This window comes from Picosynechococcus sp. PCC 8807, from assembly GCF_001693295.1.
GTDB lineage: Bacteria > Cyanobacteriota > Cyanobacteriia > Cyanobacteriales > MRBY01 > MRBY01.
In genome coordinates this window covers 632,296-646,721 of sequence record NZ_CP016483.1, presented here as the reverse complement: position 1 = coordinate 646,721, position 14,426 = coordinate 632,296, and the positions used below count along the sequence as shown (strand labels likewise).

At 52.4% G+C, this 14,426-nt stretch carries 12 protein-coding genes; 7 read left to right on the top strand and 5 right to left on the bottom strand.

Annotated features, from left to right (window positions below; all coding sequences use genetic code 11):
* Nucleotides 1-71: 71 nt before the first annotated feature.
* The 4 genes from tpiA to rseP all read right to left on the bottom strand — a co-directional run bounded on the left by tpiA (nucleotide 72) and on the right by rseP (nucleotide 3,224).
* Nucleotides 72-797, bottom strand: coding sequence for a triose-phosphate isomerase (gene tpiA, locus AWQ24_RS03090; protein ID WP_065715975.1), 726 nt, complete (start codon nucleotides 795-797; stop codon nucleotides 72-74).
* Nucleotides 798-863: 66 nt separating this feature from the next.
* Nucleotides 864-1,769 (bottom strand): LD-carboxypeptidase, encoded by a 906-nt coding sequence (locus AWQ24_RS03085; protein ID WP_065717286.1) that lies wholly within the window; start codon nucleotides 1,767-1,769, stop codon nucleotides 864-866.
* A 42-nt stretch (nucleotides 1,770-1,811) separates the two neighbouring features.
* Nucleotides 1,812-2,078: a DUF3493 domain-containing protein gene (locus tag AWQ24_RS03080; RefSeq protein ID WP_065710141.1), complete on the bottom strand. Its 267-nt coding sequence runs from the start codon at nucleotides 2,076-2,078 to the stop codon at nucleotides 1,812-1,814.
* A 54-nt stretch (nucleotides 2,079-2,132) separates the two neighbouring features.
* A complete protein-coding gene (gene rseP / locus AWQ24_RS03075; RefSeq protein WP_062432414.1) occupies nucleotides 2,133-3,224 on the bottom strand; it encodes an RIP metalloprotease RseP in 1,092 nt (363 codons plus the stop codon).
* Nucleotides 3,225-3,409: 185 nt separating this feature from the next.
* Here rseP and AWQ24_RS03070 point away from each other — a divergent pair, with 185 nt between their 5' ends.
* The 7 genes from AWQ24_RS03070 (at nucleotide 3,410) to AWQ24_RS03040 (ending at nucleotide 12,623) form a co-directional block, all read left to right on the top strand.
* On the top strand, nucleotides 3,410-4,669 hold the full coding sequence (locus tag AWQ24_RS03070) for an efflux RND transporter periplasmic adaptor subunit (protein ID WP_065717285.1): 1,260 nt from the start codon (nucleotides 3,410-3,412) through the stop codon (nucleotides 4,667-4,669).
* 28 nt (nucleotides 4,670-4,697) lie between these two features.
* Nucleotides 4,698-5,015, top strand: a complete 318-nt coding sequence (locus tag AWQ24_RS03065; protein ID WP_030005849.1) for a helix-turn-helix transcriptional regulator — start codon at nucleotides 4,698-4,700, stop codon at nucleotides 5,013-5,015.
* A gap of 75 nt (nucleotides 5,016-5,090) precedes the next feature.
* Nucleotides 5,091-6,230 carry an ACR3 family arsenite efflux transporter gene (arsB, locus tag AWQ24_RS03060; RefSeq protein ID WP_065715974.1) on the top strand — a complete coding sequence of 380 codons (1,140 nt, stop codon included), beginning with the start codon at nucleotides 5,091-5,093 and terminating at the stop codon, nucleotides 6,228-6,230.
* A 16-nt stretch (nucleotides 6,231-6,246) separates the two neighbouring features.
* A complete protein-coding gene (arsC, locus tag AWQ24_RS03055) occupies nucleotides 6,247-6,645 on the top strand; it encodes an arsenate reductase, glutathione/glutaredoxin type (protein ID WP_012306219.1) in 399 nt (132 codons plus the stop codon).
* A 115-nt stretch (nucleotides 6,646-6,760) separates the two neighbouring features.
* Entirely contained in the window at nucleotides 6,761-9,955 is a 3,195-nt protein-coding gene (locus AWQ24_RS03050; protein ID WP_065715973.1) for an efflux RND transporter permease subunit, read from the top strand.
* A gap of 69 nt (nucleotides 9,956-10,024) precedes the next feature.
* Entirely contained in the window at nucleotides 10,025-10,468 is a 444-nt protein-coding gene (locus AWQ24_RS03045) for a VOC family protein (RefSeq protein WP_065715972.1), read from the top strand.
* Between the two features lie 382 nt (nucleotides 10,469-10,850).
* A complete protein-coding gene (locus AWQ24_RS03040; RefSeq protein WP_065715971.1) occupies nucleotides 10,851-12,623 on the top strand; it encodes a TolC family protein in 1,773 nt (590 codons plus the stop codon).
* A gap of 3 nt (nucleotides 12,624-12,626) precedes the next feature.
* On the opposite strand, the gene AWQ24_RS03035 is transcribed toward AWQ24_RS03040, so the two are convergent.
* Nucleotides 12,627-14,396, bottom strand: coding sequence for an N-acetylmuramoyl-L-alanine amidase (locus tag AWQ24_RS03035; protein WP_065715970.1), 1,770 nt, complete (start codon nucleotides 14,394-14,396; stop codon nucleotides 12,627-12,629).
* Nucleotides 14,397-14,426 lie beyond the last annotated feature (30 nt).

Below are 14,426 nucleotides of genomic sequence, written 5' to 3'. Positions count from 1 at the left end.
AAATGAAAAGATGATTAAAACGTAGGGGTTTACCATGGTAAACCCCCACCCAATGAAAAATTGATTAGAACTTACACATAGTTCACCAAGCGGGCAAAACTCTCTGCCTCTAGGCTCGCACCACCTACCAAGGCTCCATCAATTTCGGGCTGGGCCATAATCTCATCAACGTTATTCGGTTTAACGGAACCACCATATTGAATGGTGATATTTTTATTGGTGAGTTTTTCGCGGATCAGACCAATGACTCGGTTTGCTTCGGTGGCATCACAGGTGTCACCTGTGCCAATGGCCCAAATGGGTTCGTAGGCAACAACCAAGTTATTTTGATCAATATCGACTAAATCTTGCTCCAACTGGGCAAAAATCACCGCTTCCGTTTCGCCAGCATCCCGTTGGGCTTTGCTTTCACCAACACAGAGAATCGGGGTTAGACCGTGGCGTTGGGCCGCTTTAAGGCGTTGATTTACGGTTTCATCGGTTTCACCAAAATATTGCCGTCTTTCGCTATGGCCCACAATGACATAACGGACGCCCATTTCCGTCAGCATTGACCCGGAGATTTCCCCAGTAAAGGCACCTTCGTCAGCCCAGTGGATATTTTGTGCTCCTAGACGTACCCGCGTTCCGTGGAGACTCTTGGACATTAAGCCTAAATCGGTAAAGGGCGTACAGAGTACCACTTCTCGTTCTTCATGGTCATCGGCGATTTTGGGCAGTAATGCTTTGAGAAAGTCTAAAGACTCGGCTTGAGTCTTATACATTTTCCAATTACCCGCAATAATGATCTTTCGCACGGCTTTCCTACTAATGCTTTCCTTACAATGCACAGGGATCCAGTTTACCCCATTGCCGAAGCGGTGCTAATGGGGGGTCGGCTTCTCCGGGAAAGAGAGTAAACCGTGATCGCCATCTAAAATTACCGGAACCCCCACGGGTAGAGCGGCATTAGTACCATCATGACCAAAGGGCAACTCGGCGACGATCGGAATGTTTAAATCCTGGAGGCGATCACCTAAGACTTCCATAACGCTAAAACTGTCCGCTGAACCCAACTCATCACATTGGCTAAAACGACCGAGGGCAATGCCTTTGATTTTCTCAAAAGCCCCCAACAGTCGCCATTGGGTTAACAGGCGATCAATGCGGTAAGGCGCTTCTGTCACATCTTCGAGGGCCAAAATTATATTCTTAAAATTCGGCTGTAATGGTGTTTTGAGAATGTGGGTTGCCACCGTCAAATTTGCGGGCAATAAAATTCCTTCAGCTTTGCCATTGCCCCAACCCTTTCCTTGGAGCGCTTCAAGGGGTTTTCCCGCCAAGAAATCAAATAATCTTTGCCTAGACCAATCGGGTTCTGCCGCAAAAGTAGTTAAAACGGGGCCGTGGATACTGGCAATGCCCACCATGCCTAAACTCCACAATAGACTGGTGATGTCCGAAAAGCCGATCAGCCATTTGGGAGTCACTTGGTCGATTTTCCAGTCCCAATCTTCTAGGAGGCGCATCCCGCCATAACCGCCTCGCGCACAGAGAATGCCTTTGCAATCTGGGTCAAACCAAGCTTCTGCCAAGGCATCCCGTCGCCCCTGATCGTTGCCCGCTAAATAGCCCCAGCGCGCATCCCAACCCGCTGTGAGTTCTACCCGATATCCTTGCGATCGCCAAATATTTACCCCAGCCCAAAAGGCATCCTGCTCTAGCAAGCGGCCACTAGGGGCAATCACTTTCAATAAATCCCCCGGTTGTAACCAAGGGGGCAGCATCAGTTTATTCATTCAACATCAACGGGCCAATTGGTGAGATCCAGCTTATTCTTTCTCTTGACTGGCGAGTTTATTTTTGTTTTCCCAGCGCCAGAGAAAAATCATTAACCCCACAACCCCAGCCTGCACCGCCAGATTCGGAATCGCTTGGTCTAAATCTCGCCCAGCGGCAATTTGCAACAGAAAAATCATCCCCCCAACGCCCCCAGACAACCCAAAGCATAGATAAATAAATTGGCGGAGCGAACGGTAAGGATTTTTGGCTTCCGCCCGTAGACGGGCCATTTTTTCGGGGGTGAACTTTTGACTCATGGTTGTATCAATTGCGAGGGATTAACCAGCGTTAACCCCTACAGAACAAAGAAATTAACGGATTAAATTTTGGAAAAAAGCCAGGTTGACGGTGTCGCGCACGATGAGAAAAACCCCAAGGCCAAGTAACAGAACTAAGCCCGTTTGCATAATGTTTTCCTGGAGGCGCATCGGCAGAGGTTTACCGCGAATTCCTTCTACTAGGAGAAAGGCCAGTTGGCCGCCATCTAAAGCGGGTAAGGGCAAAATGTTAATAATCGCCAGGTTAATGCTAATGAGTGAACCAAATTGAAACAGATTACTCAGATCATCTTTTGCTAAATCGGCTCCCACCGCCACGATCGCCACGGGGCCAGCCACCTGTTGGGCTGTTTCTTGGAAATTGAAGATGAGTTGACCAAAGCCTTGCACTGTGAGACTGGCAAGCCGCTGAAACTCCCGGGAGCCTGCCTGGAGGGCCGCAATGGGGTTACCGGCACGGTTGCGCACAATTTCACCATTGGGAGCTAACATCACCCCAATTTTTCCTTGCCCATCACTCCCCGCATCGGGGGTTACATCTACAGTGAGCGTTGCTTCGCCCCGTTGGAGTTGCAGATTAAGGGTTTCGTTGGGAGCCTCTTGAATCAGCACCCGCAATTCCTCAAGGGCGGCTTGGCCACTGGGGAGGGTTTGGCCATTAACAGCTAGGACAATATCTTCGCTTTGAATACCTGCTGCGGCTGCCGGGGAGTCTACTTCGGTTAATACTTGGGGAATGCGTACACCCGGTTGATAGTTAATATCTTGAAAACCCACGGTGCCTGCCTGTACCACGAGGAGGAAGTAGGCAAAAATTAAATTGGCAATGACCCCGGCACTGATCACGATCGCCCGGTCAAAGACGGGACGATTACGCAAGAGGTTCGGGTCTTCTGGGGGAATATCACTGTCTGGGTCGTCATCGGGGAAGCCCACATAGCCACCGAGGGGGAAGGCGCGCACCGCATACTCGGTTTCTTTGCCTTGGTATTTGAGCAGGGTCGGCCCAAAGCCAATGGAAAAGCGGTTGACATGGATATTTTGAAGTCGGGCTGCTGAGAAGTGACCCAACTCATGGATCACGATGAGGAGTGCCAAAACTGCGATCGCCGCCAGTACGGACATAACGTTCTCTTGATGTTGTAGTGATTTTTTATGTTCTAGCTATTGTAGGCGATCGCCATCGGAGTTATGGGAGAAAGACCTGGGTGAGCGGCAGCCTCAAAATTGAGATGTTAGAATCAGCGGCGACAAAACCTTTAAGAAACATTAAGTTTTTTGCCTGCTATTCCCCTCCTTGGTGCTCTCCTATGGCTCAGCAATTTCATCTCCCCATCGGTGCCTGTTTATCCCTAACCCTGGCCTTTGTTTCGACGGGATGCGCCCTCGAACAAAATAGCAATGCCCAACCAGCGGGCCGCCTAGAACAGTCAGACCAACCGCCCCTAGTCAAGGTGGCGATCGCCACTGGGACAGAAACAGCCCCCACCGCCAGCTATACCGGCACCACCATGGCCCTGAAACAAGTGGTAGTCCGCTCCCGGGTCGAGGGACAATTGCTCACCCTCAATGCAAATGTGGGAGATTTTATCCGCCAAGGTCAACTGCTCGCCGCCGTGGAACAGGACTTACCTCGCACCGATGTCAGTGAAGCCCAAGCTGAACTGGCCGCCCGGCAATTTGAAGTAAAAGAAGCAGAATCCGTTCTTGCCGAAGCCAAAGCCCAGGTAGAACGGAACCGGGCCGAACTCAAACAAGCCGAAGCCGATGCCCGCCGTCTCCAGCAGTTAGCCGAAGCGGGGGCAATCACCGCCCAACAAGCTGAAGTCGCCCAAACCCAGCAAGCCACCGCCGCCCAGGTGCTAAAGGCCAGCCAAGAACAAGTCATTACCCGCCAACAGGCGATCGCCGCCACCAAGCAACGGGTGACGGCTCAACAAGCGATCCTCGCCCAGGCCCAAGAACGCCTCACCTATACCCAAATCACAGCGCCCCAAAGTGGCATTCTCCTCAGTAAGCAAGCCGAAGCTGGCGATACGATTCAAGGGGGGCAAACCCTCGTCGAAATTGGCGATCTGAGCGCCATTAAGGTTGAAATCCAAATCTCTGACCGGGATCTGAGTCAATTTGCCCAAGGTCAACGGGTTAATGTGGCCCTCGATGCCTTCCCTGGGGAAACCTTTCCCGGCGAAGTCACCCGCATTTCTCCTGTGGCCGATGCCGCTGCCCGTTTAATTCCCATTGAAGTGACCATTCCTAATCCCGCAGGAAAAATTGCCACGGGATTACTGGCGCGGGTCAGCCTTACAGATCCCAACCTCACCACGGCTGTCATGATTCCCGCATCCGCCCTCACCACGGGGAATAATGGCAACCAGACGACGGTATTTGTGCCCGTTACCCAAGGAGAAACAACAACTGTGCAAGCGCGTCCGGTGCAGGTCGGCCCCGAAGATAATGGCATGGTCGCCATCTTGAGTGGCCTCAGTGCCGGGGAACGATATGTTGTCCAAGGCGATCGCCCCCTGGAAACTGGACAAACAGTCCGCTTAAGTTTGCTGTCCGAATAACCATAAAATATCAATTATTTTTGATTTAATGTCCCTCACCCAAGACCTAACCTTAATTTTGCAGGGCTTCAAAGCCTTAGGAGATCCCATTCGTTTGGAGATTCTGGAACGGTTGCGCGCCCAAGAATTATGTGTGTGTGAATTGTGTGATGTCTTGGATTTAAAGCAGTCCAAACTTTCTTTTCACTTGAAAATTCTTAAAGAGAGTGAGTTGGTACTGACCCGACAAGAAGGCCGCTGGATTTACTATCGGCTGAATTTGGCCCAATTTATCGCCCTAGAATCTTATTTGGCAGCATATCGGCGTTTTGGGGAAATTTTACCTGCTCGTCCCTGTGCGGACTAAAACCTCAACCCGGAATATAAATCAATTTTTTTTGATATATTGAGTCCTGTAAGCCTCAGCAGGATTTTTTTAGTCATGGTTAAAACCAAGGCGGTGCAGGCAGGGGGACAGCTCAATATATTTGAGAAATACCTGACCCTCTGGGTGGCCCTTTGTATCGTTGCGGGGATTTTGCTCGGTCGTCTCTTTCCGGCGATCGCCCAAAGCCTCGATGCCCTCAGTCTCTACAATGTGTCGTTGCCGATTGCGGTGTGTCTATTTTTTATGATGTACCCGATCATGGTGAAAATTGACTTTTCCCAAGCCGTCAAAGCAGCCCAAACCCCAAAGCCAGTGACCCTCACGTTGGTGATCAATTGGTTGATTAAACCCTTTACGATGGTCTTTTTTGCCCAGTTTTTTCTGGGGTATTTATTTCGGCCTTTGCTCAGTGCCACGGAGATCATTCGGGGGACAGAAATTGCCCTGGCGGATTCCTATATCGCGGGCTGTATTTTGTTGGGAATTGCCCCCTGTACGGCGATGGTGCTGATGTGGGGCTATCTGTCCTACAGTAACCAGGGTCACACTTTGGTGATGGTGGCAGTAAATTCTTTGATGATGCTGTTTGTCTACGCGCCCTTAGGGAAATGGCTCCTGGCGACGAATAATCTGACGGTGCCCTGGCAAACCATTGTGTACTCGGTTTTGATTTATGTGGGTTTACCGTTAGCGGCGGGCATCTTGAGTCGGCAATGGCTGCTGCGTCGCTATGGTCGGGCCTGGTTTGAAACCCAGTTTTTGCAGTTTCTTACCCCGGTGGCAGTGCTGGCATTATTAACAACTTTGGTGTTGCTCTTTGCTCTCAAGGGGGAATTGATCATCAATCAACCCCTCCACATTCTGCTGATCGCCATCCCGCTCTTGATCCAAACTAATGTCATTTTTGCGATCGCCTATGTTGCGGCCCAGAAGTTGGGATTTACCTATGAAGATGCAGCTCCAGCAGCCTTGATTGGGGCGAGTAATCATTTTGAGGTGGCGATCGCCACGGCGGTGGTGCTGTTTGGGTTAAATTCTGGGGCTGCCCTCGCCACGGTGGTAGGAGTTTTGATCGAAGTGCCAGTGATGTTGATGTTGGTGAAGGTGTGCCAGAGAACTGCTTTTTGGTTTCCCCGGGAGCCGGAAAAAGCGACGCTCCCCGATCCCCGTTGTCTTAATTCGTGCAATTTTTAGGGAAGCAAAACCTGCCATGAAAAAAATTATGTTCGTCTGTCGGCGCAATTCCTGTCGCTCCCAAATGGCGGAGGGTTGGGCGAAACATCTCGGTGCAGACAAGGTGATCGTCCACAGTTCTGGTCTCGAAGCTTCGCGGGTCCATCCAGGGGCGATCGCTACCATGGCTGAAGTGGGTCTTGATCTGACGCCGCAAACCTCTAACGCTTTGGCCGAATTTAACCCAGAAGATTACGATGCGGTGATTTCCCTCTGTGGTTGCGGGGTCAATCTGCCCGCCGCCTGGGTGACACGGCCCCTCTTTGAAGATTGGCAAATTCAAGATCCCGATGGACAGCCTCCCGAAATTTTTCGAAATGTCAGAGATGAAATACAAGGACAAGTCAACCAGTTGCTAAAAAAGTTAACATCTTAGGGTGATTTGCAGGAGGTAGCGATTTTTTGGCTAAATTGACAAATTTTGAACCAAAGATTGCTCCCTAATGTCTAAAAAGTAGCTTCTTCTTGTCCAATTTCCCGGTGCATCCGTCATGAGCGCAAAATCGAATCTAAGCTTGACGACCCTCGCCATCCGGCGTCATATCGGCACCCTGATGTTGGCGATCGCCGTCGTGGTGATGGGATTTTATGCCATCTTCAGGATGCCCGTGGATTTACTCCCTTCCATTACCTATCCGCGCATTGGTGTACGGGCTGATGCCCCTGGGGTTGTCCCCGCAGTAGCCGTTAACGAAATTACTAGACCCCTCGAAGAAGCCCTCGCCGCCACGGAAGGGGTGACTCAAATTTTTTCCCAGACCAGGGAAGGCCGGATCAGTATCGATCTCTTTTTTCAGCCTGGCGCCGATGTCGATCAAGCCCTGAACGACACAACAGCAACCCTCAACCGGGCGCGCAATTCCCTCCCCGACAACATCAGTCAGCCTAGGGTATTTAAGTTTGATCCGTCCCAGTTGCCTGTCTACGAGATGGCCTTAACCTCCAGTACCCTGGCGCCAGTGGATCTACGAATTTTCGCTGATAATGACCTGGCGCGAGAATTAATCCGGGTGCCGGGGGTCGCCAATGTGGATATTTCCGGTGGGGTTGAAGAAGAAATCCAAGTTAACCTCGATTTAGAACGCCTCCAAGCCCTGGGTTTAGATGTCCCCACGGTACTCAACGCCCTGGGGGAACGGAACCAAGATGCTTCTGGTGGTTTGTTGCGGGGTGGTGATCAAGAATCCCTCACCCGCCTGTTGGGACAATTTAATGACGTAACGGAAATTCGTAACTTACCGATCCGCCTGGGCACCCCAGAAAATCCCCAGACGATCACCCTCCAGGATGTGGCCCAGATTACGGATGGCACGGTGGAGGAACGGTTAGTCGTTACCCTCAATGGCCAACCAGCGGTGAAGGTGAGCGTCCAGAAACAACCCGATGCCAACACGGTGCAAGTGGTGGATGGGGTGAAAGCAAAGTTAGCAGAACTGCAACAATCCGGCCTGATCCCTGCGGATATGGATCGTACGGCAACCTTAGACGAGTCGGTGTTTATCCGCAGTTCAATTCAGAATGTGGCGGTGTCAGGATTGACCGGGGCAACCCTCGCGGCGATCGCCGTTTTATTGTTTCTAGGCTCAGTACGCCAAACCCTCATTATTGTTTTGTCTATTCCCCTGGCGACGTTGACGGCACTGATTTTGATGTTTACCTTCAATCTCTCCCTCAACGTGTTTAGTTTGGGGGGCCTAGCCCTGGGGGTCGGGGTCGTGGTGGATAACGCCATTGTGATGCTCGAAAATATCACCGCTGGCGCCGAAAAAGTGAAGTCCGAGCATGGTTCACGCCGGAAATTGCAGCGCACCGTCGAAGCCAGTAGTCAGGAGTTGGAATCGGCCTTATTTGCCTCGACGACGACAAACCTGGTTTCCGTGTTGCCCTTTTTATTAGTGGGGGGCTTTTTAGCGCTGATTTTTAGCGAACTGATTCTAACTATTAGTTTCTCGGTGGCTGCTTCTCTGATTATTGCTCTGACGGTGGTACCTGCCCTTTCTTCACGACTACTCGCGGTACGTTGGTCTAGTAACCTCCAGCGGGCGCTGCCGATTCAGTGGTTTGGTGCTTTTATCAATCGTTTAACGACCCTCTATAGTCGCGTTTTGGGCCTGATTCTGCGGCGGAAATTATTGGTGATTGCCGGGGCGATCGCCATTTTTGGGGGCAGCAGTTTGTGGATGGTGGGCCAATTGCCCCAGGAAATTTTACCCCGGATCAATACAGGCCAAGCGGAATTACGGGCGACCTTCCCCCCAGGCACCACAGTCGAAGAAAACCGCACAGTCATGCAAGCTGTAGAAGAGTTGCTGCTCGCTCAACCAGAAACAGAGTATGTTTTTACCACTTCCGGGGGGGCTTTATTCGGCACTTCAACGGTCAGTAACGCGCTGCGGGGGTCGAGTAGTGTCACCCTCAAGCCTGGCAGCAATGTCCAAGCCTACACCGACCGGATCAATCAGCTCGTGGCCGAACAAATTCCGGCGATTGGCACCTCAATTCGGATGCGACCGGGCAGTGTGCGGGGCTTGATTTTGAGTAATTCTCCGTCCCGGGCCGATGTGGATGTGATGCTCCAAGGTGCAAATACAGACATCCTTGAGCAGGCGGGCGCACAGGTTTTAGCGGCCCTGGAGTCCCAGGCAACCCTCGCTAGCTATGAACCCGATGCGGCTCCCCCCCAACCGGAAGTACAAATCCGCCCCGATTGGCAACGGGCTGCTGCCCTAGGTCTTTCTGCTGAAGCGATTGGCAGCACGATTCAAACGGCCCTCGATGGCTCTGTGCCCACCCAACTGCAACGGGGCGATCGCCTGGTGGATATCCGTGTCCAACTCGAACCCCAGACCATTCAACGGGCCGCCCAATTACGAAGTATTCCTTTATTTACCAGCACCCGACAACCGGTACAACTGGGGGATCTCGCCACCATTACCTCCGGTGATGCCCCAGGGGAAATCCAACGCATTAACCAGCGACAGGTGTTGATCCTCGAAGGAAATCTTGTTGAAGGGGCCAGCCTGAGTGACGCCCTCAGCGAAGTAAATCAAATCATTGCCGGTCTTGAGTTGCCAGCAGGGGTGAGCCTCTTGCCCAGTTCGGCAGCAGAAACTAATCGTCAAATTCAACTGGCCCTCCAACTCCTTGGGGGGATGGCGGCTTTCCTCGTGTTTGTGGTGATGGCGGTGCAATACAACTCCCTCATCGATCCGTTGGTAATCATGCTGACGGTGCCCCTAGCTTTGGCGGGCGGCATTTTAGGTCTATTCGTTACCCAGACAGCGATTGGGGCGACGGTGATTGTTGGGGCGGTGCTATTGGTGGGGATTGTCGTTAACAACGCGATCATCATGGTGGAATTGGCGAACCAAATTCGAGAACGCGATCGCCTGAGTTACCGGGCAGCGATTTTGGAGGCGGCCCCCCAGCGTCTCCGGCCGATCCTCATGACAACGATTACGACGGTCTTGGGCTTATTTCCCCTGGCTCTGGGCATTGGCGAAGGATCAGAATTTCTCCAGCCCTTGGGGGTTGTGGTCTTCTCTGGCCTTTCTTTGGCAACGGTGTTGACCCTCTTTATTATTCCCTGTTTTTATACCCTGCTCCATGAACTGGGTACCCCCCGCACCAAGCGTCCCCGCCCGGTGGTTGTAGAAGAAGAGCTGCCGACTAAAGTCCTACGTTAGGGCCGAAAAAGTGCTTAGAAAAATCCCTCTACAATGGGGAAATGATCTTCGTTATGAGAAAAAATTGCCATGGGCGATCGCCTCCTGTTTCACCTTGCAATTCCGATTACTGACCCAGTTGTCGCCAAAAAATTCTATGCCGATGCCCTCGGTTGCACGGTGGGACGAGAAAATAGCGGGGCGGTGATTTTTAACTTCTTTGGTCATCAACTGGTGGCCCATGTCACCAAGGAACCCCTCCGCCCCCAAAAGAGCGTTTATCCGCGCCATTTTGGTCTAAATTTTCTCGATGAACAGGATTGGCAACAGGTCTTAAATCGGGCAGAAAACTATCAACTCCCCTTCCGCGATCGCCCCCGCCTCCGGTTTCCGGGAAAATTAACGGAACATCGTACTTTTTTCCTCGAAGATCCGTTTTTTAATCTATTGGAATTCAAATGGTATCGCCATCCAGAGGCAATTTTTGGTGGTCGAGAAATCACCGAAATTGGCGATCGCCCCGAAACTCACTAGGTTTTGCTTTGAGATTATGAGGCTTTAGTAAGTTGCATCACTATTATTGATGCTGTTGGTCGTCAAAAAAATAAAGGGGTAAAAATCGCCCAATTTAAGTGCTTTATTTGGTGACGACATAAAAGCTTGCGGGATGCGCAGCTAACGCTTAGCCACGGCCAATGACATTCAATTACAGAAAAATTGCAGGCATTCCAATGGTTTGTTTCAGTTCTTCTGGTTAGATCAATTGGTTTTTGCCGGAGGATTTAGTGACAAGTAGTAGTTTAAAGTTTTTTGACTTAAACTAAGTCATTAGCTCCTAGGCCGCGCAATTTTTCCCGTTGCCAAGCTCGCTAGTGGGCAATTTTTAAACTATTTTCAGCTGGACCCTTAGAAGCTAATGTTCGCTTTTCGAGATTTTCTTACTTTCAGTACCAGTGGCCTCGTGGTCCTCTCTGGTGGTGGGGTGGCGATCGCCCAAACAACCCCGCCGCAAATCGCTACGCCAGAGCCTCCCGTCGGTCAGGCCCCCCAGGCGCCATTGCCACCATTGGCCACTCCTGGCGTTGATCTCCTCGATACAGCAGCCTTTTTACCCAGCCTCGGTGGTCTCAGCCAGCCCACAACCCTGGCGGCTCTGCCCCTACCTGCCGCAGATCTCGATTTAACGCCGACTGCTCACCTCGGCACCATCCAGGCCCCTGCGCCCCTCCTCGCCCAGGGAGATGCCACAGAAACCCCCTCAACAACGGGAGTCGATGTAACGCTGCCCACCGCAGAGACAAACCGGACAATTCCCCTTGTGCAACCCTTACCGCCGGATCGGGTGATTAATGAAGATCTAAATCAGCTTCTAGAACCCATTGAGAATCCGGCAGTGACAGTCCCCCAGGAGGCCACAGCGGTAACGGCTGACAATGTTGTTGACCTGACCCTAGAAGAAACAATTCGTCTGGCCCTAGAGCGTAATGAAACGCTCCAGGAAGCCCGTCTGAACTACGACCGATCAGAGGAATTTGTGCAAGAGGCGATCGCCGCCGAATACCCAAACCTCAGCAACCAATTCGACATTACCCGCACCGACAGCGCCAACGGAGAACTCCAGGCTCGGAACCTAGGCAGGGACAACAACGCGACCACAGCGATCAATGGCCGTCTCGAAGTCAGCTATGACATCTATACCGGGGGGCGTCGCTCTGCCCAAATTGAAGCGGCCCAGACCCAATTGCAAATTGCCGAACTAGACATCGAGCGCCTCACCGAAGAAACTCGTCTAGCCGCTGCGGTGAACTATTACAACCTCCAGAGTGCCGACGCCCAGGTGGTTATCGAGCAAAGTTCGGTGTTTGATGCCACCCAGAGTTTACGGGATGCCACCCTACTAGAACAGGCAGGCTTGGGCACAAAATTTGATGTGTTGCGGGCCGAGGTCGAACTCGCCAGCGCCCAACAGCGGCTCACCAGGGCTGAAGCCACCCAAAGAACCGCCCGGCGTCAACTGGCTCAACTCCTGAGTTTGGAACCGACCATCGATCCCCGCACCGCCGATGAGATTAACCTCGCTGGAAGATGGGAAATTTCTCTAGAAGAAACCATTGTCCTGGCACTGCAAAACCGCCAAGAATTGCGCCAGCAGCTCCTCCAGCGGGAAGTTGATGGTTACCAGGAACGGATTGCATTGGCTGCCGTTCGACCTTTGGTCAGCGTTTTTGCGAATTATGATGTCTTGGAAGTGTTTGATGATAGCCTTGGCCCCGCCGATGGGTTAACGGTTGGGGCCCGGATGCGTTGGAATTTCTTTGATGGGGGTGCAGCGGCCGCCCGGGCAAATCAAGAAAAAGTTGATCAGGCGATCGCCGAAAATCGTTTTGCTAACCAAAGAAACCAAATTCGCCTGGCGGTGGAAACAGCCTACTATGACTTTGAAGCCAGCGAACAAAACATCACGACGGCAGCCGCCGCAGTCACCTTAGCAGAAGAAAGTTTACGCCTGGCTCGTCTGCGCTTTAATGCGGGAGTCGGCACCCAAACCGATGTAATCTCTGCCCAAACGGGTCTGAATACGGCCCGGGGGAACTATCTCCAGGCAGTCACCGATTACAATCGTGCCTTTGCCCAACTGAAGCGGGAAGTCGGTTTAGGGGATGCGGTGATTGCCCCGGCGGCTCCCTAGGGATTATTGAGCGATCGCCTTGGTTTGCAGCCAGGTTTCAATTGCCTTGGCGATCGCCCCGGCGAGTTCTTCCTGGGCCTGGGGATCGGTAATCCACTCAAACTCCGTGGGATTAATCATAAAACCCAACTCCATCAAGACCGCCGGAGCTTCCTGGGGCCGGGTTAGGGCTAGGTTATTCCAAAAGACACCATAACTGGGACGGCCTAACTGCGTCGTTAGGTCGTCGTGGAGAAACTGTGCCAGGTCATGGGCCTGGGGATGGTACCAAAACATCCCGATACCCGCCGTATTTTCTGCGTCCCCCGCATCGGGCAGGGCGTTGTAATGGACAGACAGGGCCAAAGTGGGCTGGAGGTCGCGAATCGCGGCCTGGCGATCGCCTAGGGATAAATCTTGATCCGTGGTACGGCTGAGGATCACTTCCGCGCCCTTGGCTTCCAGTTGTTTTTGAATTTTTTGGGAAATGAGCAAATTAATTGCTTTTTCAGGGTAGCCCGTTGGCCCCAAGGCACCGGATTCAGCCCCCCCATGGCCAGGATCGAGCCAAATGGTCGCGCCCCGGAGCGAATTCCCCTGGAGTTGTGGTGGGTGCCGGAGGGACAGAATTAAATTGCTGCCTTCATAACGCAGTGAATGGCCCCATTGTTGGTCTGTTTTGAGGCGAAAATCATAGCGGATCGTTTCTGGATCAATCTGCGCCCAGTCGAGGCGGCGGATAATTGGACTTTCGTCTAGGTAAATTGTGTCGGTTTGGGCGATCGCCTGGTGGAGAGTCAGACTAAAGGTGTCGTCATTTTGACTGACGGTAACTGGTACAGGTCTTTGGAGGGGAAAAATAACGTTTGTTTCTGTGGCGGTGGTTTGCGATCGCAGGCTACGAATCAATGTCGTCGGCGGCACTGCACCCTGGATCGGTGTGGTCTCCGAAGCGCGAATCCAAGCGCCATAGTCTAAACGCAGCCAATCCCCTTCTTTACCAGTAACCAAGGCCTGGGTTCCCTGGGGCAAAGGCGTGAGGCGGGAAAAATTGGTACTGGGGCCTGTGCGGGCCACCCCTGCGAGACTGGTGACGGCGATCGCCTCAGTATTTTGGGCGTCTAAAATTTCGATGCGACCAGGGCTGGTGGCGGTACTGGTTTGCCCCTGGACATTCATCTGGTAACGGGCTTGGCCGAGGTTGCCGCCTTGGGTAAAGCGCTGACAGCCCCCATAGGTTCCCGTGAAAACTTCGGCAGGAGCTTCATTTTCTAGGGTTAAGACGGCAGCATTACTGGGCAGCGTCACCGTGGTCTGGGGTTGTAGGGGAAAAGATTTTCCGCCGAGGGCAACCCTAACTTGGGCCTGGGCTGGCCCCTGGACTTGGAAACAAATTGTCTCGTCGGTTTGCCGGGCAATATCCACCGCCGGGAAAGGGGCTTCGAGTTGGTTGGGCGGCATTGTATTGTTAGCCAAACGCTCAACGGTGAGGGTTTTTGTTTCCGTCTGTCCCGAAGGCTGACGATAGGTCAGGGTGATTTGGTTTTGACCCACCGCCAAGGGCAAACTGGGGGCAAAATGGCCCAAGTCACTCCGGGTAATCGGTTCACCATTGATCGCCACAGTGCCCGCCGCTGGGGCTGAGCCAATCAAGAAAATCTGGGCGGCGCTGGTTTGGTGATTGTTTGGGGGGTAGACCAATTGGAGGCGATCGCTCTGGCGGAGAAACTGGGCGATCGCCGGAAAGGTCAGGGCCACGGCAATACCAGAACTGAGGGCGATCGCTTTAAACATAAATCTTGTCCTTAACTTTTTAAGCTTACA